A 23935-nucleotide genomic window follows, 5' to 3' on the forward strand; every position below is an offset into this window, starting at 1 on the left:
GATATGACGGTAGCGGCCGCCCGTTTCCACGGGACATATATCTAATTGGTGTATTATTTCTGCTGAGCCAGTAACTCGTTGGGGGCATGCAGGGACTTCTTCAAGACATACTGCGCCAGTACAGGAAAATGGTCGGAAAACGAAATGCCCGATAAGGTTTGACAGGTTTTAATGGCCCAGTCGCTGCTGACGAACTGCTGGTCGATTCGGACACAGTACGGATGGCGGTTTAGCGTAAAGCCAAGCCCCTGTCCGGCTTCTTCGAATGCGTTTTTGAAGTTTTGCCGAAGCTTGCCGTACGAATACCCGATGGGCGTTTCATTGAAGTCGCCACAAATAATAACGGGGTATCGGCTACCCGCTACGTACGATTCTACTTCCAAGAACTGTTCGTTCCGGTGCTCAAAGCCTTCTTTCAATTTCTGGAAGGTATCAATCAACGATGTAGCAAACTGGATGAGGTGCCCCGATTTCAGCGCATCGACCGCCTGATTGGTTCGTACCCCCATCGACCATAAATGGACGTTGACAACCCGGATGGTGTCGGCACCGTAGGCAATATCGGCACACAGAAACCCATTGATGTCGGGACCGTTCGACCGATCCCAGATATGACCATACTGATTAACGATCGGATACTGAGAAAACAACGCTAAACCTATTTCACGATCTTTATCGAAGCAGGTAAGCTTTTCCATTTTTGCCGTGTATTGCCGTTCGATCTGACTATTGGGCGAATATTCCTGAAAACACGCAATATCGGCTTTTAGGGAAGAGAGATCGACGCCATTCTGGAACGTTTCACTGTTGAAACTCAGTACATTTAAGGTACGGGCCTGGCTCATATCGGTATCGCCACTGTCGGTGCCCAGCAATCGTTTGACCACAACAAACGAGAACAATACCCAGATTATCCCAGCCATTGCTACGGCGGTTTGTTGCTTTCGAAACAGGTAGATGCAGGCCATAAAACCACCCAGAATAGCGAGCGGCAGGCTCATCATGACAAAGCCCCCCAGCCAATGATTGACGACCGGGTAGTAGCAGAAGGCCATGCTGAAAAACAAATAACCGAGTGCTGTATAGGCAATCGGAAACTGGCGGTATGTATGCACTAAATAAGTTGCCAGCTTGCCCAGCGTTTTCAAGTAAGGTTGTATACTCGTCAAAAGAGATCGTATCAGGTTGTGAAAAGTTGCCATAGATTAACCGTTGAGTTAGCTATAAGAGCCTCTAAACAGGCCAATTATTTGACATCGAAACGGCCACTGCCAATGCGGAAGCCTTCGGCATATAACTCCACCGTATAAGGGCCTGGTTTATAAGGCGCGTCTCTCCGAAACAGAATGTCGACCTGCTGGTCGCTGTTTTCAAACAGTACCGTTTGGCGGGTGCTGTAACCGATTTCGTGGCCCTCTGCCCATATAACCCCACCATTGTCACCAACAACGGCCCCGTTGACGTCCAGAATCCGGGCGTATATGTCTTTGTTGTTCTTTACAGCTACTGGGTTCGACGGCATAATGAAGGTGATCTTCAGTCGGTCGATACGCGACGCTTTGTACATACCGCCCCGACGCTCTTTGCCGTTGGCTGCCACAGCGGCCACTTCTACGTTGACCGCCTTCATGGCTGATGCCAGCGATACTTTGTTTTTTAATTCGGCATTCTGGAGGGAATAATCGTCAACTGTTTGGGTCAGGGCAGCTTTTTCGTGCTTTAACCCTTCATTTTCGGTAAGGATCGTTTGCTTTTCTTCTTCAAGTACTCGCGCCCGATTGAGCAAGGTGCCATTTTCGGTTTTTAGCTGGCGGAGGTTAACGTCATTCTGAGCTAGGAAGGCTTTATAGTCGTTGATTTTCAGGTTGTATTGCTGAATGGAGAACGAAAGGTCGTACTTCAGTTTTTTCTTATCGCTTTCCAGTTGCCGCTTAATTCGCTCCAGTTCACTCACGCTACCACCTAACTTGCGGACTTCGATGATCTTATTATCCAGTACCGACGAAATGGAATCGAGCTTTTGTTGGGTAGAGGCAAATTGCTCCACCTTGGCCGTCAGCAGTTTCTGAACCTCCAGCGTTTCGTTGCGAGAGCCCACAAATAAATAGGCCAGCAGCGCCATTACGCCCACCAGTGCCCCAATGGTCATGTTCAGAACGCCCTGTTTATGATTTGCTGTTTGGATTTCCATAGGTACTTGTTGCTTTGTAGCCCCCTCGTCCTCAGAGATAGGGAGCTACAAAGCAACGATACCGAACTTAATCAGGACTTAATCTGAGTTTAAAATTACCTTAAAATGGAGCGATACTGGGGAGGGTAAGGATAAAAGTAGTGCCCGCCTGCGTCGATTTAACAGAAATGGTGCCCTTATGAATCTCGACAACCTGGGCCACAACGGCCAGACCAACCCCGTGCCCTTTGCTCGATGGGGCCGTGGCATTACTGCGAAAGAAGGGTTGGAAAATGTAGGGGAGATCGGTTTCCGGTATTTGAGGGCCTTCGTTAAAAACAATGATGATGATTGTGGTCGTCTTCGCCTGGAAGGTTACCTGTGCCGTTTTGTCGGGCGAAAATTTGCAGGCGTTATCCAGCAGATTCATCAGCAGTACTTTGAGTGCGGCACGATTTCCCTGTGTTATCAGCGCTTCTTCCTCATCCGGGAAGTCGGAAAAAGTAAGCTGGATGTGGTAGTTCTCGTGCCAGCTTTGCAACTGAGTTTTTGATTCCCAGAGCAGTTCATCCATACGAACGGGTTCTACAGCCATGGTATCGGCCCGCATGGAGGTATTGGCTAGTTCCAGTAAGGTATTGGTCAGTTGGGCCAGATGGCGGGTATCCTCCTGAAGCGACTGAAGTGTCCGTTCATAGGCATCGGGATTTCGCTTCTGGATTAAGGCAACGTCAATCTGCGAATTGATTTTGGTGAGCGGGTTTTTTAACTCGTGCGACACATTGGCGATGAACATCTTCTGTTTGTTGATGGCTTGCTCAATGCGGTCGAGTAGCTGATTGAAGGTCGCTACCAATACGCCTATTTCGTCGGAGCGGTTAGGGTGTTCCACCCGTTTCGATACATCGGCCGGAAAAATCGTATTCACCTGCTGCACAATGCCCGACATGGGAGCCAGCGCCCGGTCGGCAAAAAACCAGCCCGAAATTCCCAGAAGCAGGAGAGCTGCCAGAACCATCACAATCAGAATCTTTTTCAGATCGTCCAGCGCTTCGTGCCCCGTCTGATCAATACCACTGACAATCACCCAATCACTGCTGTTGGCTTTGGCCAGGTGAATGGCTACTACCTGATATTCGTGCTGGCGCAGGTAAAGCGTTTGGGCGGTCGAGTCGAGTTGCGGAATAAACTGCTCGTGAAATCGGGTGTTGGCCGGATTGTTGGAAAAAAGTACTTGTTTGGTTTTAGCGTTATAGATCGAAATGTTTTCGTTGAGTAGTGGCTCTTTATTCCCCGCATCAATCACGCGGAGTACCGTGCTATCCGTTTGCTGTAAGTCGAACAGGAGGGTAGTGGTGGTGATAGCCCGATCCTGAAGTCGTCGGAAAAAGCGTTTTTCGAGGTAGAGTTTGCTGAAAAAATAAACCCCGAGCGAAAACAACAGCAGAATGACCGTTACCAGTAGCGCAAATTGAACCGTAAGTCGGGTGCGAATATTGGTCATCACGACACGAGCTTTACAACATATCCCATACCGATCTGTGTGTGCAACAATTTGGGATTGAAGTCTTTATCGATCTTTTTGCGGAGAAAATTTATATATACTTCAATGACGTTGGTACCCGTATCGAAGGTCAGATCCCAAAGCCGCTCGGCCAGTTCCACCTTAGAAATCACCCGTCCCTGATGGCGCAGGAAATATTCGAGTAACTGAAACTCCTTGGCCGTCAGCGAGATCTCACGGCCTGCACGGGTTACCGTTTTGGTATCGGTATTCAGCTCAAGATCGGCAATTTTCAATACATTGCTGGGCTGAATGGAATGATGCGTTCGACGGGTAAGCGCCCGAACCCGCGCCATAAGTTCTCCAAATACAAACGGTTTGACCAGGTAATCATCGGCTCCTGCGTCAAGTCCCACAATTTTATCGTCGGTTGTTCCCAGCGCGGTCAGCATCAGAATCGGGGTGGCCACGTTGGCTTCCCGTAGCTTTCGGCAAAGCTCCAGACCATTCATGCCGGGCAGAATAATATCGGAAATGATAAGTGCATAAGGCGACCGGGTAGCCAGTTGAAAGCCCAGGATACCGTCGTAGGCTACATCGACTTCCCACTGGTGCTCTTCGAGTCCCTGTCTAATACTCTGAACCGTTTTGACTTCATCCTCAATCAGCAGAATTTTCATAGGTCCGGCTCTTACGACCCTCGAATTTATAGAAATAACGTATTGGATAGTCGATTTGAGTAACAAACCTCTCTTGTACGGTATCTGAATAACCTATAAACGTTGTAGGGTGCAATTGCATATTACTTAAGTTCAAGTAATGAGTTTTGACTCGGGCGAGTGCGGGACTTACGGATGATGAGCAGCCGTTCATCCGTCAAACAATTCTAAATCTACCTTTTTTCTTGGCTATCTACCAAAAGGCGTTTAATTTCAACAGCCGTATTGCCTAGAGTTCAGGAGCGGTTGAATTCAACCAACGTTTAGGAAAGTGGCTTGCAACGCTTGGTTGGTTATAGGGCTCTTTCCGTTGATAACACAACATCTATTATACTTCAACGTCGTCTGTGAACGTCTTTACTGACAAAAAATTACGACTTATTGGCCCATTCGTCCTGTTTCTGGTGGGTACGCTGTTCTTTCGGCTCGATTGGTATCTTGAGCGATCGACGGATACGCTGGTTCGTTCGGACCTGATCGCTTTGTCGGCTGGTTATATCTGCTGGCATGTGGCCAGGTGGATCGTAATGCGCTTGCAGAAACGGTATCCTGGCCTGGATAATACCCGGCGCAGGCTGATTTGGATGGCGGTTTTGCTACCTGTACTGGTCAATTTTGCCTGGTTGATTCGTCAGCTTGCCCATATGGCTTTCAATAATCTGCAATACCTAACCCAAACGCTGTCAAACTATACGTATTCGATTGGTATTCAGTTATTTTACCACTTCGTTTACTTTATTATTTACGAAGGAGGCTATGTATTACGCGAGTGGCAGCAAGCCTACGAACACAACGAACGACTGAAGAAAGCGAAACTAAGGCATCAGCTCGATACCCTGAAAAGTCAGATCAATCCGCATTTTTTGTTCAATAGTCTTAATTCACTGTCGATGCTGATTTACGAGAGCCCGCGTCAGGCCGAAACCTTTGTGGATGAGTTGAGTAGCGTATATCGGTATTTACTGCGGGCGAACGATCAGGAACTTACCTCATTAAACCGGGAACTACAATTTATCCGGTCGTATTTTCAGTTGCTAAAAACGCGCTACGGAGCTGGCGTTGAGCTGACTATATCGGTCGATGATGAAGTGCTTGAGCATAAGTTACCCCCGTTGACCCTGCAACTGCTGGTAGAAAATGCGGTTAAGCATAATGTTATTTTGCCAGCCCGACCGCTGGTTATTGCGATTCAGACGCAGGGTAATACGCTGATTGTGCAGAACAATCTGCAACGGAAAACGACCTCCGTATTGTCCAATAAAGTAGGTTTAGCGCACATAGCGGCCAAATATCGGTTGCTGGGGCAGCGTGCTATTTCGATACAGGAAGATAATGGCCTGTTTGTAATCACTCTCCCACTGGTAGTGGGTCAATCGGAACCGGAAACAACGCTATGAAATCCTTAAATGATCGTTGGCTTCGGTGGTTCGGTCCGATAGGACTTTATGCGTTCGTGAGCCTGTTTTTTCGATTCGATCTGTACGCTACCAGTACATGGCGGGCGTTGCTGGTCAATGTGACCATTGCTGTAACGGCTGGTATTGTTTGCTGGCAGCTTGCCCGGTGGGTAGTTTTAACCATTCAGCACCGTTATCCCGGCCTGGACAACACCCGTCAGCGATTGCTGTGGTTGCTGGCTGTATTGCCGGTTCTGGTTGGTTTTGCCTGGCTATTTCGCCACCTCTTGCGCTTTCTGATCGAAGGTACATTCAATTATTACACCACCGCCATTGAGTTGAGCCGTAATATCGGTATTCAGATTTTTTACCATTTCATTTATTTCGCCATCTATGAGGGCTGGTATATTTTGCAGCAATGGCAGCGCGAAACGGTACAAACCAGTACGCTGGAAAAAGTGTCGTTGCAAAGCCAGTTGGCGTCGTTACAGCATCAGGTTAACCCGCATTTTCTGTTCAATAGCTTAAACTCACTTTCGTCGCTGATTGGCGATGACCCGGTGCAGGCCGATACGTTTCTGGGCGAGCTAACGGCTGTTTTTCGGTATCTGTTACAGGCTAGCGAGCAGCAACTGGTTCCGTTGAGCGACGAGATTGCGTTTATCCGCTCGTATTTTCATCTGCTCCAAACGCGTTATCAGGATGGATTAGTACTGGATTTGTCGGCTGATCTGGTAGAGAAGCACGGCCTCATTCCACCGTTAGCCCTGCAGGTTCTAATTGAAAATGCCGTACGGTATAATGTCATCTTACCTGATAACCCCCTACATATACGTATATACACGACCCTCGACCAGCGCCTGCACGTTGCCAACACACTCCAGCGCAAAAACCTCCGGGTCGAAACGGCTGGGGCAGGGTTGAGTAATCTGGCAACACGCTACGAACTCCTCAACGAAGGGAGCTTGCTGATTGAAGAAACACCCGGTTGGTTCGTCGTGAGCTTACCCTTGGTTAGTGAGGGGCGACTGGCTGAAGTGGGATAGCTGATAAAACGTCTAACGCTGTCGATAGTTTACAGTCAAAAGGTAGGTTTTCTGGCGAATTAGCGAGTAAGTTCCTGGCTGATTGTAAACAGGTTGCGGTCGAGCAAGTAAGGGAAGTTCTGCTGAATCATGGCAGTTGTCTGATTTTGTTCAGCTAGTGATTTTAGCAGCAGATCTCTGGTGGAATGCATCGAAACTGTTCGAATTTCGGAATTGCCGATCTGCTTCCGGGTGAAATCACATCGATAATAGGTATTTCGGGTTGTTCCGGTAATTGTATCGCGAGTCGATAGCTTGAGAATACCATTGGAAACGCTAAACGTACCTTTTTCTAATTTCACCAGAACTGTTGTCGAATTCACGAATGAATCCTTTGAGCGTTTAAGATACGTGCTATCCGATTGAAAGGTGAATGAGGATGCTTCCATATACTTAAACCAGGCTAGTTGGTCTGCTTTCGGTAAAGGACCGCCTGATTCAAACACAAAACCGTTGGTAGTCCAGCTACCAATTAGATCATAATAGGCTAAGGGGCGAAATACCTCGGCCTCTTTACAGCTCGATAGCCCTAAAATAATAATTGCCTGTAGCAAACGTGCGTTAAATCGGTTCGGAGTTAGGGATGCGTTTTTCATAATGGAGTGTGTTTAATGATTCAAGATACGCCAAATTGTTAAATGATAGCATGCTGTTTAATGGATTTATGGGCACTTGTAATCCTGTATTCGAGCAAATTACAACCAAAAATGTATTATTTAGTATCATATTGTAAACAAAACATGTTTCGTTATGAAAGCATACCTATTTACGAGCCTGTTTCTTCTTACCTGCTGTTCGCCTACATGGGCGCAAACGGACAAAGGGCGCTGGCAGATCGGTAGCCAGATTGGTAATCTCAGATATCAGAATGAGGGCCAGTACGCTCAAAAGAGCTTTTCGGGAACTATTATGCCAACGGTGGGCCATTTTGTGGCTACCAATCTGCTAATCGGAACGGGGATACCCGTTAGCTATTCGACTAGCTACCTTAAATCGCCCGATTTTAAGAGCTACCAATTAAGTTATGGACTGTCACCGTTTATTAATTACTATTTTGGTAAAGGGCCTTTGAAGCCTTACCTGGGTGCTGCTTATGGTTATAATCGTACGGTTAATTATTACCGATCATTTCTGAATGGTGAATCGAAAGCAACGGGCTATTCCACGGCTATCGCTCCGCATGCTGGGGTGGCCTACTTTATTAGCCGGAATATTGGTCTGAATACCGAACTGAACTACACGATTCAGCATGTTGAAGCAGGTTTTCTGGATAATATTCCGGCTAATCAACAGAGTTTTCCAGCCATCGATACAAAGTTCTTTTCACTGAATTTTGGCTTTCAGCTCTATTTCGGACGATAGGTGCCCCTGTTCTATTCCAGTCGACCCAATCTTCGCTGATGTACCTTAGCGTACATCAGCGAAGTTGGTAATTAATACCAATACTCACCTGCCACCGGTTAAAATCGTCGGGAGTTAAGAGAAAATAAGAATTAGTGGGCGTGCTTTTCAACCCACTTCGACCAACCATCGCTTCAACAGACCACCGCTTCGCTACCCGGTAATGGGCGCCCAGACCCACTTCGGTTTGCCAGGCACGAGACTCGGTAGCTGGTGCGTCGGACTTCATCCGTAGCGTACTCTGGCCGTGGTAGGTGCCCAAATGAACGAATGTAGCGAGCCGTTTCCCCCGTAGAAAATAGTAACGCGTCGATACCCCCCCGCTCCATAATCTATAATCGGGTTTATCGACGGATTGAGGGTAGATGTTACTAGATACATAACGGCCTTCAATAGCCAGCGACCAGCCATTGGTAATAAAATACTGGATATGGGGCGATGTAAAGGTTGTGGTTGGATAGGTTCCCCGGTAGCCCTGCCCGACACTGACTCCGGCATTGAAATGCCCTTTGCCGAGTATGTCCTGTTGCTTGAGAGATTGCGCATGGCCAAGTAGAGGCAGTGCCAAACAGAGTAGAACTAAATACCGTTTCATAATCAATGAAGTTTATCTGCCACAAGGGATACGTTTAAGTCTGCTGGCGTTGTAAAGAGTAAGGGCATTTAAGTGTTTTTAACATCCCTGCCGAAAAGCAGCTCTTCCTGCCGACTTCCTAAACTAACACAGACTGTTAGCCTTCAATGCTGTGATGCGGGTGTAAACTGCGCTGGCCAGTTAAAGTCGCGGGTTTACACCCGCATCACAATAGTCTTAATTTACTTCTCCTATAAATAAATAGTAATAGGCACGATTATTCATTTGGCATAATTCTGGCTAGAACCTGATTGACCAAATGGTTACTATTTGTAGTCTATATTTATTAAATAGTATTCAATTAAGCTATCTATTAGCCTATATTATGTACTGATTCATAAAGTATTTCGTCTATGCTCAACTTTACGATAAAACACATTCATTTTAGTGTTTCCCTTTGTGTTGTATTGGTAACAATTACATTGCCATTAGTTGGACAGACTATTACGGGGACAGTTTTCCGGGATTTTAATAGCAATGGTCTGTATGAAGCTATTTCTGATCCGACTTCGTATACCTATGGAGAGCCGGGCGTAGGGGGTGTAACGGTTACCGCTTACGACCCATCGGGAGCAGCCATCGCAACGACAGTTAGTAGTACGGTAACGACTACTGTAGGTAACTATACGCTGGCTGTGGGGAATTCAGGAGCTTATCGGGTTGAGTTCACGAATCTACAGTCGGGCGATTACGAAGCATCCCGAGGGGGTAACAGCGCAACGTCGGTCCAGTTTGTGAATGGGGGAGCAACGAACGTAAATCTGGGCGTAAATTATCCGGCCGAGTATTGTCAATCGGTTTCGCCCCTGCTCATAACAACCTGTTTTATTGCGGCCGATCCTACCGCAGGAGCCCCATCCGTTACACAGAGAGTAGCTTTGGTAGGAACGCCCTATACGGTTGAGGACGATACCAAGGCTATGACCTATTTGGCAACAATCGGTGAAGTGGGGTCAACCTGGGGAGTTGCTTACAATAAATCGACCGGACAGATTTATTCATCTTCGTTTACCAAACGACATGTGGGCTTCTCGGCCAATGGCCCGAATGCGATTTATGTAACCTCTCCCACATCGGCCACCAGTGGCAATACAACGGAGTTTTTCAACTTTACGACCATTGGCGGCACTGCCGTGTCATCTACTACCGAAACGCATGGCAACGATTTGCCAACGACAACGGCCAGTCTGGCCAGCCATGACAGTATTGGCTTCGATGCGGTCGGAAAAACGAGTTTGGGCGGTATTGATCTTTCAGATGATGATAAAACACTTTACGTGGTCAATCTGAAAAACCGGACGTTGTATTCGATTGACGTAGCAACGAAAACGGCCACGGGGGTACCCATTCCGAATCCGGGCTGCACGACAAGCAGTACGACAACGGAAAGCAGCTATCGACCATTTGCCGTCAAATTTTACCGAGGTAAGGTTTATGTAGGAGTGGTTTGTACACGTGAAGATCTGGGTACGACAACTGTTCCCTATGGGCCTACCGATGGCTTAAGTGCCACAGTTTATGCGCTTGATCCAGCCGTTCCGGCTTCATTTACAACCGTATTGTCGTTTCCGTTAACCTACCAGAAAGGTGCTTCCGGGGCCGATGTGCTTCCTGATTCTCCAACGAATCAGGCGCGGAGTGAATTCTGGCGGCCCTGGACTTCAATTTATCAGGCTGATCGAAACGAAGGCGTTGTAAGCTTTCCACAAGCCTGGTTGACGGATATTGAATTTGAACCCACAACGGGCGATATGTTGATTGGCCTTCGGGACCGATTTGGCGATCAGACGGGCTATAAAAATTACAAGCCCGGTAGCAATACGGATCTGATCAGCGGGATTGCTCCCGGCGAAATCCTGCGTGCCCGCAAATGCAGTCCGACGGATATCCTGTGGACCCTGGAAAATGATGGGAGTTTGTGTAGTGACATAACGTCGACGTCGGTAACCCAAACAACTACGGCAGGCCCAGGAACAGGTAAGTATTATTGGGGTGATCGGGTGCAGAATGGCGCTAACCACGGCCTGAGTTCGCAGGGGAGTATGGCGCAACTGGGGGGAAGTGCCAAAGTCGCTATGACTGCCATCGACCCCACCGAAATTTTTAATACAGGTGGCATCAAGCGATTGATCAACGCAACGGGCGCTAAAGACGGCAATCCAACAGGCATCGACCCAAATCCGGCAGCAGGCGTCATTTTGTATGAAGAAGATGCCTTTGGCTATGGGAAGGCAAATGGGTTGGGTGATCTGGAACTAGCCTGCCAGCCCGCGCCAATCGAAATTGGCAACCGGGTCTGGTACGATAAAAACGACAACGGAATCCAGGACCCCGGCGAACCGCCACTGGCTGGGGTCGAAGTGACTTTACGCGGTGCAGGGCTTTCGTCGCCGGTCAGTGTTACGACCAATTCGGCCGGTGAGTATTATTTCTCCAGTGCTGCCGGAACGCCCGCTCCTGGATTTGTGTACAGTTTGACCGGACTTACGGCCGGAGGATCCTATTCGTTAGCGTTCCCGGCCAGCTTCAGCACGGTTATGCTCAGCAGCCGACAAAACATGGCTACGGGACCCAATGCAGATAACATTGATTCAGACCCTAATTCGGCGGGTATCCTAGCGTTCGTGCTGGGGCAGGCTGGGCAGAATAACTTTTCGTTCGATGCGGCCTATGCGACCTGCGCCCTGGCTTTAACCGGAATGCCATCGTCCTGTGATGGAACAACAAATCGGTACATGGTGTCGGGTACAGTTAGCTTTTCAAACGTTTCGACCGGAACGCTTACGGTAACGGATGGCGCGGTCAGTACAACAATTACCGTACCTGCCGGAACAACATCGGTGGCCTATTCGCTAAGTGGCTTAACAACAGGTAGTGGGTCGCACACAATTACGGCCAGCTATTCGAGTACCGATTGTTCGCCCGCCAGTAGTACCTACACAGCCCCAACGACCTGTGCTTTGCTCGATCTGGAAAAGCGGGTGGATAAATCGAAGGCCGACCCTGCTGAAATCCTCACGTATACGCTGGTACTGACCAATACGGGCAGCTTACCAACCACGAATATAACTGTGCACGATTCGGCTACCATTGGACTTACCTATGTACCCAATTCGGTATCGGCACCCGCCGGGACGACTTTTACACAGGGAATGCCAATCAGTATCTGGACAATAGCTGCCCTTAGTCCGAGCGAAAGCCTGAGTCTGACAATCCAGGCCAAAGCTGATAGTACGGGTATTTTATACAATACGGCCAGTATTCCCGGTGATACAGCCCGAATTTGTACGTCTATTCCGGTGCATATGTGTGCTGGAGACGATTATGCGTTTATTCTGACGGCACCCGCAGGTCATACATCGTATCAGTGGTATAAAGACGGTCAGGTTATTCCGAATGCGACAACCGATACGCTGGAGGTGACCGGACCGGGTAGTTATAGCCTGGCAGTGGATGCTGGAGGAGGCTCAGGGCAATGCCCGAATTTCAGCTGTTGCCCATTTATTGTCGTCGAAGACTCGCTACCTACGTTTGTCGCAACGGCTACTCCTGCCAGTTGTATTGGTAATGTCGCCCAGAACAATGGACAGATTGTGCTGAGTGGGTTCCAGGCTGGACTAACGTATCAATACTCGCTGGGCGCAACGTTCAATGCGGCTGCCTCCTTGTCAGGCGCACCCCAGGTGATTCCGGCCAATGGTGTTATTGCAACTACGCTGGTAAATCCGGCTTCTGATCAGGTCTATACCGTCCGCGTCTACAATGCGTCGGGTTGTTACACGGATGTGCAGGTAATTCTGTTGAGAACAACCTGCGGCTGCCCGGCCGACATCTGCGTGCCCTATGTACTCACGCAAAACAAACGGCCAGTCCGTATTGGTGACCCCAGATAATATAGAGCAGTTAGAAAAAAAGAAAGGAGTAAAGAGAATTGAGATAGACTCGTTTCCCCTACTCCTTTCACCCGCTACTCCCTTCCTCTTTACTTAAAAGAATCCTAATTTATTTTTGCTATACGAAATCAGCAGGTTTTTGGTCTGGCGATAGTGGTTGAGCATCATGTGGTGATTCTCGCGGCCAAAGCCCGACTTCTTATACCCGCCGAACGGTGCGTGAGCCGGATACTGGTGGTAGCAGTTGACCCACACACGTCCTGCCTGAATCTGGCGGGGAATCTGGTACAACTCATGCGCATCCCGCGACCAGAAACCGGCGCCCAGTCCGTATAGCGTATCGTTGGCAATCGAGAGTGCCTCATTCGCATCTTTGAAGGTCGTTACCGATACCACAGGGCCAAAAATTTCTTCCTGGAAAATACGCATCTTGTTATTGCCTTTGAAGATGGTTGGCTTGATATAGTAGCCCGATTCCAGTCCATTGCCGACTAGACCGGCGGGACCGCCACCCGTCAGTACTTCGGCACCTTCCTGCTTGCCGATGTCGATGTACGAGAGGATTTTCTCGAACTGATCGTTGCTGGCCTGGGCACCCATCATGGTTTCAGGATCAAGCGGGTGGCCGAGTTTGATGGCTTCGGTCCGCTGGATAACTCGCTCAATAAATCGGTCATATACTCTTTCGTGAACCAGCATCCGTGAAGGGCAGGTACATACTTCGCCCTGATTCAAGGCAAACATCACTGCCCCTTCGATACATTTATCGAAGAACTCATCATCAGCGTCGGCCACCGATTCCATGAAAATGTTGGGCGATTTACCACCCAGTTCCATCGTGACCGGAATCAGGTTTTCCGAAGCATACTGCATAATCAGTCGGCCGGTAGTGGTTTCACCTGTAAAGGCAACTTTCGCTACCCGCTTGCTTTGCGCCAGAGGCTTACCCGCTTCCGGACCGAACCCGTTGACGATATTGACGACGCCCGGCGGAATCAGCCCTTCAATCAGCTCCATCAGCACCAGAATGGACGTTGGGGTTTGCTCGGCGGGTTTCATCACCACGCAACAGCCAGCCGCCAGCGCCGGAGCTAGTTTCCAGGTCGCCATCAGTAAGGGGAAATTCCAGGGGATAATCTGACCGACTACACCGATAGGCTCTTTGATAATCATCGAAACCGTGTCGGCATCCAGTTCGGCTACAGAGCCTTCCTCGGCCCGGATCACCCCCGCGAAATACCGAAAGTGATCGACGCAGAGGGGCAGGTCGGCTGCCAGAGTTTCGCGAACCGCTTTGCCATTTTCAACGGTTTCAACACGAGCCAGAAATTCCAGATTCTGTTCGATCTTATCGGCAATCTTCAACAACATATTGCTACGTTCGGTGGCCGATGTTCGTGCCCAGGATGGGAATGCTTTATGAGCTGCATCCAGAGCCAGTTCAATATCGGCTGCTTTTGAACGTGGAACGCGAGCAATCAGGCTGTCGTCAACAGGAGACGTGTTGTTAAAATATTCACCATCAACAGGGGCTACCCATTTGCCGCCAATATAGTTTTCGTATTGTGTTTTAAATACGGGCCGGGGTAAGGTTTTGCTGGGCGCTTCTTGTACTTCCATAAGTCGTAGAAAAGTTATAAATAGGATTTGTTACAAAGTTTGAGAGAATTATTCTATTAGGAGTTGAGCAATTGTATCGTCAAACTGAACAATCCTATCAATTTTTCGCGGAGTCGTATAAGGTAAGGTATCGTCCGAAGAATTAGCCCAATAGCACTACTTTTGCTTTTATCGCAAATGGACCGGCATCATAAAAATCCGTGGTCTATCAAGGTCAGAAACGACTTATTATTTATTCGTATGCAGATTACCGTTGCCCGAACACCCGAGCAGTACTTGGCTGCTATGGCACTTTTTAAGGAATACGCCCAGGGACTTGGCATTGATCTTCAGTTTCAGAATTTCGATAAAGAGCTGCAAATTCTTCCAACTATGTATGGCCCACCCAAAGGAGAGCTATGGCTTCTGGAGGACGCCAATAGGAGGGTGGGTTGTGCTGCGCTCCGACAATTGGACGAGAAAACCTGTGAGCTGAAACGAATGTATATCCAGCCGGGCTACCGGGGACAGGGATGGGCCGATGCGTTGATGGAAACAGCGCTGGCAACTGCCCGAAATCTGGCCTATGAATGGATGAAACTGGACAGCCTGCGACGGTTAACTCCTGCACTAAAGCTGTACCTACGGTATGGTTTCACGGAAATAGCCCCGTACAACTACAACCCGGAGGCCGATGTTGTGTATTTCGAAAAACATCTCTGAGGCAATTGGTAATGTTGTGGTCACGGTGGGGCCATTACTAATAACCAACCCAGCGAGGTTTCTCAAAACCGAATTAGGCGAACCATTTAGTTTTGAGAAGCCTCACGAGATCACACTTAATCAGCAAGTTGCTTTAAGGGCTAGCCAGTTGCCTGCGCTCTGCGAGTTGGGTAGGCGCTACACCGAACCGCTTTTTGAAGGCAAAGGAAAAGTGCGAAAGATCTTCGAAGCCCAGGTCTAGGTAAATATCAGATGGTTTCTGCGCCTGTTTCTCGATCAGGAAATACGCTTCCTGAAGTCGTTTATGTACTAGCCAGCGACTGGGGGTTTCGTGGAAAATCTTGTCAAAATCCCGTTTGAAAGCCGACAGGCTCCGGCCTGTTAAATAAGCAAACCGCTCCACGCTGACATTGAATCGAAAATTGCGATTCATATAGGCCTCCAGATCTATTTTCTGCGGGCTACTGAAATCAAACAGAATCGTCGCCAGCTCGGGATTGGACTGTAACAGAATAAGCAGTAATTCCTCTCGTTTGAGGTCGGCAAACATCGGGTTGATTTTTCCTTCGTTCGTATAATAGGGATTCAGCGATTGTAGGAAATTCGGTATCAACTCATTTTGCTGAATAAGAAAATACGCATCATGGCCATTGTAATTCGTAAACGATAGGGGATGTTTGGCCTGATATGCCTTCAGAAACACTTCATCAAATACGACAACTACTTTCTCGAACTGGTTATCAGCTTTGCGCTTGGTATATTTCACCAGATGATTTTTGCGAACGAGGCAACATTCGCCCGGTTGCAGATGATGGTGATTACTTCCGTCGTAATAGTCGATGGTGCCTTTGATGAGATACAGAAAGAAATGCTCCGAAACAAACTGCTCCGGTGAAATCTGCGGACCAAGGTAGCAGGACGTAATGGCTGATACGTTCATACAGTCAAGTTAGACGGAAAAAATTACAAATGGCCAAACTGCATCAAACTGTCGGCTGTTGCCAGCAGGGCTTCCTCATTGGTTCGGGGTTGCCAGCCAAGCCACGTCTTTGCTTTTTCGTTGCTGGCGGTTCGGTAACGACTTATTAGCGGCACTAGATTTTTAGCCGTTGGGCTGAATAGGGCAGCTATACGGACGATCCAGTCGGGAAGGCGTTTGGTAGAAATATGTTTGAGTTTGTGGCCTAGTCGATCGTTCATGAACTGGGCAATTTCGGGTAGCGTCATGGTTTCTCCAGCAATCGCCAGAAACCGCTGACCTTTGGCAGCAGGATTGATCATGGCGCGTATATGCAGGTCGGCTACATCCCGCACATCTACAAGGCTAAGCGTCATGTTTGGAACGCGTTTCATAGAACCATCCAGCACACGCTTCAGCAATCCAAATCCGCTCGACAGGTCTGGGCCAAGTGATGGACCGAAAATACCCACCGGATTAACAACCGATAGTTCCAATTTACCGCCTTCGTTTTCCATAAACGTCCAGGCAGCACGTTCGGCCAGCACTTTCGATTTGTTATAGGCCGATAGACCGGGTTCATTTGGGTCGGTCCAGCTTTCTTCGGTAATCACTTTGGAGGTGTCGGTGTGGCTGTAGCCGATTGCGCCAAAGTTGGATGTCATCACGACCCGCTTCACACCTGCATTGCGAGCTGCCCGAAGCACCCGTAGCGTACCTTCTACTGCCGGACGAATCATCTCATTTTCGTCTTTGGGGATGCTCAAACTAATTGGTGAAGCGACGTGAAGAACATAGTCACAACCCGCAACCGCTTCGTCCCAGTTCCTATCCTGAGTCAGATCGGCTTCGACAAATGTAAGCTGGCTGAAATTAGTGATACCACCGTTTCTGAGCATACCCATTACGTCTTCTTTTCGTTTTAGTGAACGGACCGTCGTTTTTACGCGGTATCCTTTCTGGAGTAATTGCAGCATACAATGAATGCCAACAAAGCCAGTACCACCCGTTACCAGTACCATTTCCTGTTTATCTATTTTTGCCATGAGTGCTATTAGTTAACAGCACAAAGTTCCGCAGAGTGCAAGCGGCTCGCTTTGCTGAAACGTCCAAACTTCTTTTGCTGAAACGTCCAGAGTTGGATTGACGTACAGGAAAAAGAACCCAGGTAAATGGCTAAATTGCATTAATGCCTATAAAAAATAGGGTAAAACCAATGGGGTTGTCAACAAAAAAGCTATACTTTGTGTTGCCTAACACGTTGTCGGCGAATAGAATAGTTATATATGTGCATTGGATACGTTAGGTATTCCCGATCATTTTCATGAAAAACGTACAGGCTCCATCGCTGGATATTTCCCGTCATTTGCAGGCCCGTCGTCTGGAACAGGAGGTCGAAAACCGAACCGCCTACACCATCGATACGGCCGAACTGAATATTTATGAGACGCATCATGTGGCCGAAAAAGTTGAACTGACATTTAATAGTCCGGTTCTGGCCAGCATGATTCGGGGAAAAAAAGTGATGCATTTGCCGGGTACACCTTCCTTTGATTTCCTGCCTGGTGAGTCGGTTATTGTGCCGGGTCTGGAAACAATGCGGATTGATTTTCCTGAAGCCGAAACCGACAACCCGACCCAGTGCCTGGCGCTGGCGATCGACTCCGACAAAATACGCCAGGTGACGAATCTGCTCAACGAGCGCGTTCCGCTGATCGATAGTCCACAGGGCTGGCAGTTTGGCCATACGAATTTCTTCCTGACCAACGATGAGCCGATTCATCAGCTCATTGCCCGACTGATTTATATTTTCACCGAAAACAACAAGGCGAAAGACGTATTTGCCAACCTGGTCTTACAGGAGCTGGTGGTCCGGCTGATGCAGACGCAGGCGCGTACGCTGCTGTTGAGCCCGGATACGTTGCAAATCAATACCAACCGACTGGCGCATGTAGCCCAGTATATTGCCAGAAACCTGCATCGAAATCTTCATATTAAGGAACTGGCCGATGAAGCCTGCATGAGTGAGCCTAACTTTTACCGGACTTTCAAGCAAACATTCGGCCTGACACCGATTGATTATATCAATCAACAGCGTATTGCCTTGGCTTCCCGATTGCTACGGACAACGGATCGTTGCCTGGCCGATATTAGTCTGGCATGCGGGTTCAACAACATGACGTATTTTATGCGATTATTTCGCCGGGAAACGGGCCTGTCACCAGCCCAGTATCGCAAACAAATGCTAGCGTGCTGAACCAACGGATTGTGGTATATTCGGCCGCCTAGCCGACTGATTAGGCCTATCCTGTTCCGGTCTTCATTGGCTTCCTGCTTATGCCTGTCATATCCAGAAAAAAACTTATTTACCCCATTCGCAAGCCACTTCAATCGTATTTGCTCCAGTACGACCGCGAGCTGACGCTGCCCACTCAATACGAAGATTTGTTGCGCTACAACAGCTCGATTACGCTGTTCGACAAACGTGAACGCGATACGCTCTGGGAAACGGTTTTCTTTGCGGGTGCAGAAGCTGATGAAATGCAGCTCTCCCTGAAGGCAATCTACGCACTGTTGAAAGCCGATGGCGATTTGTCGATCACCCGGCACCTGACCATCGACCGGGTCGATCTGTGCCTGTACGGCAACACAAAACCATTTCGCGTTCGGATTCGGAATCTGGTTAACGATAACTTCGATTACTTTTATATCAAACGGGCCGATGCGTCGCGTATTTATGGCCTTGAGTTAGAGCATATTCTGTCTCCCAATCGGATCAGTTACATAACCAGCGGACAAACGCTGGTAGAAGAACATATTGCGGGTATTCCGGGCGATATGTTTTTCGATAACCAGCTCCACGACCCCGCCCTGAATCCGATTCGGCTGTGTAAAGAGTTCGTCAAGTTCAACGAACGATGTTTTGTCCGACTGTTGGGCGACATGCATTCCAGCAATTTTGTGGTCGATATAACCCCCGATTTTGATGAGGTTTACTACCGCATCCGGGCCATCGACTTCGATCAGCAATCGTACGAAGGACGTAAATCGGTATACATGCCCCAATATTACAAACAGAATCAACCGATCATTGAGCTTGGATTACGCTACATGACCCCCGAAAGTGTCCGGCAATATCAGATAGAAGAACGGGCGTTGATTGCCAGTCGGATACGAGCCGAAACCGTCCGACTTCATGACCTGATGGAAGTGATGCGGCAGGATGAGATTGCGCCAGAAAGCAATGTTCTTAGCCTCCGCCAATCCTTAGCGGATCACTATCATCACGCTGATTTTCTCCGCTGCCAGACGATGGGTGATTTGGTTTCACAAAGCATGGCGATGATTTCGCTTCACTAATCGATCCTGTAGAAATCAACAAAAAAGCCCCGGTATTGAGAAATACCAGGGCTTGAGAAGCGACGAACAACCTAAAAACGCTGCTATTGTCGTTTTATTGTGTGCTCTGAAACAGAATTGAGCTTATTTTCCACATTTTTTTCTGCTGCGGCTAATAGACCGCTAATTGTAATCCAATAACGCTGAAGCCTCACAAGCTTTGTCGGTTTTGAAGCGTATCCAGCGGGCCTGAAAGTCTTTCGGAAACTCGTAGCTAATCGGTTTATCGGGCGAAACGGTGATTGTTTTATAGCTCATCCAGATACCATTGCCTGTTGGGTCGGCTTCGATGGTGAACGTAACTGGCGATGTCGCCTTGTGCGAAAGTTGCAAAGACCGCTGATCGTAGAAGCCAATCAGATATGGATCAGAGGCTTCATTGGCAGTGACTTTGGTATTTTTCCAGGGGCCACCGTGACCGATTGGTTTCCCCAATTTCCACAGATCGTCGATAGCGCCCGCCCAAATAGCAGCCTTTTTATCGTCCGATACCACAATGTGCTCATTTTTACCCACCGATGAACGATCAATTCCGGTCAGAATAAGTAGACCCCGGTACGATGCGTAGTCATTGATGCGCAGGTTATGCGACGAAATGGGTCGAATTTTGGCGTAACCGTCGGCATTTTCGGCGGGAAGTTCATAAAACGTGCCGTGGCAGTTGAACAGGTCGCGTTCGGTCGCTACTTCCCGGCAAATGCGCAGGGTTGCCTGATTGGTCAGGTCGGTATACGCACTGTTGCCTAAAGGGAGCCGCCAACGACGGCCTTTGTCATCAACGACTAATACGCTGGCTTCGTCGATGGTTACGGCTTTTTGAGGAATCGCGAATTTAGTGTTGATAAACGACTGCATATCCGGGTCATCTTTCCGAACCAGCTGCATAGCCGCATTCAGTTCGTAATACCCGATATTGCTGGGTTGGCCGTTTGTGTAAGAACGAGCTGCCAGACCGAGTGCCCGCCGATTCTTGCCCAGTCCATACAGTAATCCACCCGTAGTTGTGGCTGAGTTGATGTTCGTTAATCCGGTAAATATCGGGCTGATAGCTGCGTTGCGGGTGTCGCTGGCGGCATAGAAAAACTGGGCCGACAGTGTCGCGTTTTTATCGGATTTCAGCCGAATCCATTCGCCGGGTGTATTGGCGGCAAAAGCCAGGTGGGCTGCATTGTTGGCGCCGACGGTGGTTGTTTGCAGCGGAGTCCAACTGCCATTACCGGCTTTATCGACCTCAAAGGTGATCGTTAACGCAGCGTTACTTTTGTTCTGTAACCACACCGACCGATTGCCCCAACCCGCAAATAGAAACGGTTCAGAGGGGGCGTTCGCGTTAACGGCTTCGTTTTGCCAGACGGCTCCTTCGGCGGTATTGGGGCCAAGTTGGTCAGGCAAATTCAATGGCGTAAACCACAGATTTGAATTCGACTGGCCCGGTCCTTCGATATTGCCTTTGGCTTTTCGCTTATTCAAAAACTCTTTTTGAGCCGAATCGTCGCAGCCAAACACCAATCGATTGTTCCAGCGAGCGAAATCTCCAATCACTTTCAGGTAGGCCGACCGGGGACGAATGCCGACCGCATTCGACGCAGTGAATGAACCCGGAAACCGCCAGAACATACCGTGCATGGTCATCAGATAGTCGGGTTGCTGATTGGTGCCGATGTCCCGGATGCGCGGCCATTCGGTATTCCAGCCGTGGGCACCGTCGTAACTATGACTGGCTTTGGGGAGTCGGTAAAAGTGCCAGCCCGTTGTCTTCTCCCGAACGCCCAGTAGGACTGATTTATGATCCCAGCCCGTGGCCCAGATGGGGTCAGTTTCCGGGTTTTTATTGCCATAAATACCACCGGGGCCAGTTACTTCCACAAACTGATTTCGCCGTACAACCGTCCAGTCTTTACCGTTCCATTCCGAAAGCGATCCGGCTGGAATATCGAATTGAACCAATGCCTGGGGACCCGGTTCACCGTTGTTGGAGTAGACCATAACCCCCTGGCCCGAATAAACGCCTTTACCATGAGCACCCGGTAGTAGGTTCGAATGATGATTGTTCGACTCGTCGGATACCTTCGGGTTTTTGACGTTGTTGTCTTCATAGAGCATGGTAGGCGTTAAGGTATTCACGTCGACTTCGTAAAACCCTTCCTCCATGGTGCCGTAATAGATTTTTCCTTTCGGGTCGGTCAGATGGCGAGCGTTTCCGGTGTGGCGTCCCTGCATAATTTTGTAGGGAATTGTCCGTACGTGTGCTTTGCTATCGATGGCATAAGGACCAATGAACAACTGGTTACTTTCGGGATGAATCATGCGGTTGGCGGGTGTACCACCAATGCTTTCGGGTCGCACAATCTGTTTTAAGTCCGACGTTATTTCGTATAGTTTGTCCGACGAGCCAAACGGTAGGTGAGGACCATAGGTAACGACCCAGAGTTTACCGGCCCAGGGCACCACAGCACCCGTGCCACATTCGCCTTCGTTGTTGTACATGGCCAGGTGCGGATAAATGCCGCTGTAAGAAGGCAATGGTTTCGATTGCGCGAAGGATACCTGGCTTTGCATAAAGAACAAGCCGACGAAATAGGCAGAAAGAATATATTTTTTCATTGCATTAATGGTTCTTCTGACAGGATGAACAGGCTTAAACGTTTACGAATTGAGCGTTTTTGTCATGCTGTTTTTTATCTTTCCTCAATTGAGAAGTAAGAGATGTTTTTGTCATCCCGACGCAGGAGGGATCTTTGGCAACTAACTATTAATGAGCTTATCCGAAGATCCCTCCTGCGTCGGGATGACAAAAAGCTTTTGAAGTAAAAGCTTAAACAGGTTCCTTTTTCATTTTGAGTGGTCCGGCTGTAAATCCTGTCAAAAAATTATTCCCAGCCGGGACTTTGCGTAAGTTTTGGATTAGCCTGGATTTCTTCCAGCGGAATAGGATAGTAGCGGTGTTTCGCCTGTGGGGTACGCGTTGGGTATACATCATTGACCGCTTTAGGAATCACCGTCAGGAAGGTATTGGTGCGCGTTAGGTCGAACCAACGGTCGGCTTCGGCAAACAGCTCCCATGAACGTTCCTGAAGCACCGCATCGATAAACGCATCTTTGCTCAGCCCCGGCGTCAGATCATTCAGTCCGGCCCGTTTACGAATGGTGTTGATATAACTATAAGCAAGCGCAGTCGGACCATTTTGACGAGCTTCGGCTTCAGCGGCAATCAGGTACACATCGGCCAGACGAATGATCGGAAAGTTGCAGTTATTCGCTTCGCCAATCGAATTCGGATCGCGGTATTTGCGGATCAGCACCCCTTTGGGTGTGATGGGCGTAACATCTTTCTGGCGGACAATCGCGCCCGACACATCGCGGTAAGTCGTGTCGAGCAACTGACGACGTTTGTCTTTGGGGTCGAAGGAGTTAAAGAAGGCCTGATAGGCAAACCAGGAGCCGTAGGAGACTTTGGCGTAATCGGGGCCGCTGCTGTTTTTAGGGCCAGCAATACCCATCACTGTTAGCCAGCGGCTGGGGGTTACGCGGTCGGCTTCCACAGCCCACATATTCTCAATACGGGCGGCATCTTCTTTGTCGACATCGAACACGTCCAGCACGTTTGGCATGAGCGAATACTTGCCCGAACTGATGGTGGCCTGCGCCAGTTGCAACGCCTTCGCCCAGTCTTCGTTATACAACGCTACTTTGGCATACAGCCCCTGAATGGCTTCTTTCGATGGGCGACCTTTTACTAGATTAGTCGAATAGGAGGGAAGCCCGGCAATGGCCTGATCCAGATCGGCGTAAATCTGCTTGTAAATGTCTGCCTTTGGACTTTTCGGAACGAGGGCTTCGGCTTCGCTGGTGCTGGCTTTGGTTTTGATCGGTACTTCGTTGAAGGTTTTGGCCAGTGTCCAGTGATACAATCCGCGCAGGGCATAGGCCTCGGCTACAATTTCGGTTCGGCGCTGGGCATCCATCTGAATATTAGGGACTTTTTCGATGACCCAGTTGGCATTTTCGATCCCTTTATAGCTGAACCGCCAGACGCCCTGCGGCCCTTCCGTTTCATGACGCCCCGAATTACGCTGAGCGGTAAAATAAGGATCGTAGGTAAACAGCGTAATGGTATTTCGCCCAACCACTGCACGTGGGTAAGCCTGGTCGGCGGCAAAATCCGAAACGGCCACCAGCGGAAAACCGTAGAGATTGATGAGCGAGCCCGCAGCCGACGCGATACCAGCTTCGGCATCCGACGCGGTCTTATAAAAGTTTGTCGTAAAAATGGACGAATACACCGACTCATCCAGTTTGCTGCACGAAACCGTCAGGCCCGACAACGCCATCAGCAGCAGGAGTGTTTTTTTCATGGGAGATAAAAGAGTGAAAGAGTGAAAGAGCGAAAAGGTGAATGAGTGATAGAAGTAGTGTGAAAGCGTCAGCCATTCGCTCGTTCACTCATTCACTC

Annotated in this window: 18 protein-coding genes; 7 read left to right on the top strand and 11 right to left on the bottom strand. The window is 48.9% G+C overall.

Going from position 1 to position 23935, the window contains the following annotated elements:
- Positions 1-53 precede the first annotated feature (53 nt).
- The 4 genes from B5M13_RS03385 to B5M13_RS03400 form a co-directional block, all read right to left on the bottom strand.
- The gene (locus B5M13_RS03385) at positions 54-1202 is read right to left on the bottom strand and encodes an endonuclease/exonuclease/phosphatase family protein (protein WP_080054299.1); all 1149 of its coding nucleotides are present in this window, start codon (positions 1200-1202) and stop codon (positions 54-56) included.
- A gap of 44 nt (positions 1203-1246) precedes the next feature.
- Positions 1247-2191, bottom strand: coding sequence for a hypothetical protein (locus B5M13_RS03390; protein ID WP_080054300.1), 945 nt, complete (start codon positions 2189-2191; stop codon positions 1247-1249).
- Between the two features lie 100 nt (positions 2192-2291).
- A complete protein-coding gene (locus B5M13_RS03395; protein WP_080054301.1) occupies positions 2292-3674 on the bottom strand; it encodes a sensor histidine kinase in 1383 nt (460 codons plus the stop codon).
- Positions 3674-4354, bottom strand: a complete 681-nt coding sequence (locus B5M13_RS03400) for a response regulator transcription factor (RefSeq protein ID WP_080054302.1) — start codon at positions 4352-4354, stop codon at positions 3674-3676. Before B5M13_RS03400 ends, B5M13_RS03395 begins: the two co-directional genes overlap by 1 nt.
- A gap of 386 nt (positions 4355-4740) precedes the next feature.
- Between B5M13_RS03400 and B5M13_RS03405 the strand changes: the two genes are divergently transcribed.
- Together B5M13_RS03405 and B5M13_RS03410 are read left to right on the top strand one after the other, a co-directional pair.
- Positions 4741-5790 carry a sensor histidine kinase gene (locus B5M13_RS03405; RefSeq protein WP_080054303.1) on the top strand — a complete coding sequence of 350 codons (1050 nt, stop codon included), beginning with the start codon at positions 4741-4743 and terminating at the stop codon, positions 5788-5790.
- A complete protein-coding gene (locus tag B5M13_RS03410) occupies positions 5787-6836 on the top strand; it encodes a sensor histidine kinase (RefSeq protein ID WP_080054304.1) in 1050 nt (349 codons plus the stop codon). The genes B5M13_RS03405 and B5M13_RS03410 overlap by 4 nt, the downstream gene beginning before the upstream one ends.
- A gap of 59 nt (positions 6837-6895) precedes the next feature.
- On the opposite strand, the gene B5M13_RS03415 is transcribed toward B5M13_RS03410, so the two are convergent.
- Entirely contained in the window at positions 6896-7471 is a 576-nt protein-coding gene (locus B5M13_RS03415) for a hypothetical protein (RefSeq protein WP_080054305.1), read from the bottom strand.
- A 154-nt stretch (positions 7472-7625) separates the two neighbouring features.
- On the opposite strand from B5M13_RS03415, the gene B5M13_RS03420 reads away from it, so the two are divergent.
- The gene (locus tag B5M13_RS03420) at positions 7626-8237 is read left to right on the top strand and encodes an outer membrane beta-barrel protein (protein ID WP_080054306.1); all 612 of its coding nucleotides are present in this window, start codon (positions 7626-7628) and stop codon (positions 8235-8237) included.
- Between the two features lie 55 nt (positions 8238-8292).
- On the opposite strand, the gene B5M13_RS03425 is transcribed toward B5M13_RS03420, so the two are convergent.
- Positions 8293-8871: an outer membrane beta-barrel protein gene (locus B5M13_RS03425; RefSeq protein WP_080054307.1), complete on the bottom strand. Its 579-nt coding sequence runs from the start codon at positions 8869-8871 to the stop codon at positions 8293-8295.
- Positions 8872-9263: 392 nt separating this feature from the next.
- On the opposite strand from B5M13_RS03425, the gene B5M13_RS03430 reads away from it, so the two are divergent.
- The gene (locus B5M13_RS03430; protein ID WP_080054308.1) at positions 9264-12803 is read left to right on the top strand and encodes an SdrD B-like domain-containing protein; all 3540 of its coding nucleotides are present in this window, start codon (positions 9264-9266) and stop codon (positions 12801-12803) included.
- 93 nt (positions 12804-12896) lie between these two features.
- Here B5M13_RS03430 and B5M13_RS03435 read toward each other — a convergent pair whose 3' ends face one another.
- Positions 12897-14423 (bottom strand): aldehyde dehydrogenase family protein, encoded by a 1527-nt coding sequence (locus B5M13_RS03435; protein ID WP_080054309.1) that lies wholly within the window; start codon positions 14421-14423, stop codon positions 12897-12899.
- A 240-nt stretch (positions 14424-14663) separates the two neighbouring features.
- Here B5M13_RS03435 and B5M13_RS03440 point away from each other — a divergent pair, with 240 nt between their 5' ends.
- Positions 14664-15125 carry a GNAT family N-acetyltransferase gene (locus tag B5M13_RS03440; RefSeq protein WP_080054310.1) on the top strand — a complete coding sequence of 154 codons (462 nt, stop codon included), beginning with the start codon at positions 14664-14666 and terminating at the stop codon, positions 15123-15125.
- A gap of 133 nt (positions 15126-15258) precedes the next feature.
- Here the strand turns inward: B5M13_RS03440 and B5M13_RS03445 are convergent, their stop codons facing one another.
- Together B5M13_RS03445 and B5M13_RS03450 are read right to left on the bottom strand one after the other, a co-directional pair.
- Entirely contained in the window at positions 15259-16065 is an 807-nt protein-coding gene (locus B5M13_RS03445) for an AraC family transcriptional regulator (protein ID WP_080054311.1), read from the bottom strand.
- A gap of 23 nt (positions 16066-16088) precedes the next feature.
- Complete coding sequence (locus tag B5M13_RS03450; RefSeq protein ID WP_245859745.1) at positions 16089-17129, bottom strand: SDR family oxidoreductase; 1041 nt, start codon at positions 17127-17129, stop codon at positions 16089-16091.
- Positions 17130-17407: 278 nt separating this feature from the next.
- Here B5M13_RS03450 and B5M13_RS03455 point away from each other — a divergent pair, with 278 nt between their 5' ends.
- Positions 17408-18340, top strand: a complete 933-nt coding sequence (locus B5M13_RS03455; RefSeq protein ID WP_080054313.1) for an AraC family transcriptional regulator — start codon at positions 17408-17410, stop codon at positions 18338-18340.
- 80 nt (positions 18341-18420) lie between these two features.
- Entirely contained in the window at positions 18421-19443 is a 1023-nt protein-coding gene (locus B5M13_RS03460) for a hypothetical protein (protein ID WP_080054314.1), read from the top strand.
- A 162-nt stretch (positions 19444-19605) separates the two neighbouring features.
- Here the strand turns inward: B5M13_RS03460 and B5M13_RS03465 are convergent, their stop codons facing one another.
- Together B5M13_RS03465 and B5M13_RS03470 are read right to left on the bottom strand one after the other, a co-directional pair.
- On the bottom strand, positions 19606-22086 hold the full coding sequence (locus B5M13_RS03465) for a hypothetical protein (protein ID WP_080054315.1): 2481 nt from the start codon (positions 22084-22086) through the stop codon (positions 19606-19608).
- A gap of 266 nt (positions 22087-22352) precedes the next feature.
- Positions 22353-23837 (bottom strand): RagB/SusD family nutrient uptake outer membrane protein, encoded by a 1485-nt coding sequence (locus tag B5M13_RS03470; RefSeq protein WP_080054316.1) that lies wholly within the window; start codon positions 23835-23837, stop codon positions 22353-22355.
- Between the last annotated feature and the right edge of the window lie 98 nt (positions 23838-23935).

The organism is Spirosoma aerolatum (assembly GCF_002056795.1).
GTDB classification, from domain to species: Bacteria; Bacteroidota; Bacteroidia; order Cytophagales; family Spirosomataceae; genus Spirosoma; species Spirosoma aerolatum.

Coding starts and splice junctions, on each gene's coding strand:
- B5M13_RS03385 (WP_080054299.1), bottom strand. CDS start 1,202: ATGGCAACTTTTCACAACCTGATACGATCTCTTTTGACGAGTATACAA.
- B5M13_RS03390 (WP_080054300.1), bottom strand. CDS start 2,191: ATGGAAATCCAAACAGCAAATCATAAACAGGGCGTTCTGAACATGACC.
- B5M13_RS03395 (WP_080054301.1), bottom strand. CDS start 3,674: ATGACCAATATTCGCACCCGACTTACGGTTCAATTTGCGCTACTGGTA.
- B5M13_RS03400 (WP_080054302.1), bottom strand. CDS start 4,354: ATGAAAATTCTGCTGATTGAGGATGAAGTCAAAACGGTTCAGAGTATT.
- B5M13_RS03410 (WP_080054304.1), top strand. CDS start 5,787: ATGAAATCCTTAAATGATCGTTGGCTTCGGTGGTTCGGTCCGATAGGA.
- B5M13_RS03415 (WP_080054305.1), bottom strand. CDS start 7,471: ATGAAAAACGCATCCCTAACTCCGAACCGATTTAACGCACGTTTGCTA.
- B5M13_RS03420 (WP_080054306.1), top strand. CDS start 7,626: ATGAAAGCATACCTATTTACGAGCCTGTTTCTTCTTACCTGCTGTTCG.
- B5M13_RS03425 (WP_080054307.1), bottom strand. CDS start 8,871: ATGAAACGGTATTTAGTTCTACTCTGTTTGGCACTGCCTCTACTTGGC.
- B5M13_RS03430 (WP_080054308.1), top strand. CDS start 9,264: ATGCTCAACTTTACGATAAAACACATTCATTTTAGTGTTTCCCTTTGT.
- B5M13_RS03435 (WP_080054309.1), bottom strand. CDS start 14,423: ATGGAAGTACAAGAAGCGCCCAGCAAAACCTTACCCCGGCCCGTATTT.
- B5M13_RS03440 (WP_080054310.1), top strand. CDS start 14,664: ATGCAGATTACCGTTGCCCGAACACCCGAGCAGTACTTGGCTGCTATG.
- B5M13_RS03445 (WP_080054311.1), bottom strand. CDS start 16,065: ATGAACGTATCAGCCATTACGTCCTGCTACCTTGGTCCGCAGATTTCA.
- B5M13_RS03450 (WP_245859745.1), bottom strand. CDS start 17,129: ATGGCAAAAATAGATAAACAGGAAATGGTACTGGTAACGGGTGGTACT.
- B5M13_RS03455 (WP_080054313.1), top strand. CDS start 17,408: ATGAAAAACGTACAGGCTCCATCGCTGGATATTTCCCGTCATTTGCAG.
- B5M13_RS03460 (WP_080054314.1), top strand. CDS start 18,421: ATGCCTGTCATATCCAGAAAAAAACTTATTTACCCCATTCGCAAGCCA.
- B5M13_RS03465 (WP_080054315.1), bottom strand. CDS start 22,086: ATGAAAAAATATATTCTTTCTGCCTATTTCGTCGGCTTGTTCTTTATG.
- B5M13_RS03470 (WP_080054316.1), bottom strand. CDS start 23,837: ATGAAAAAAACACTCCTGCTGCTGATGGCGTTGTCGGGCCTGACGGTT.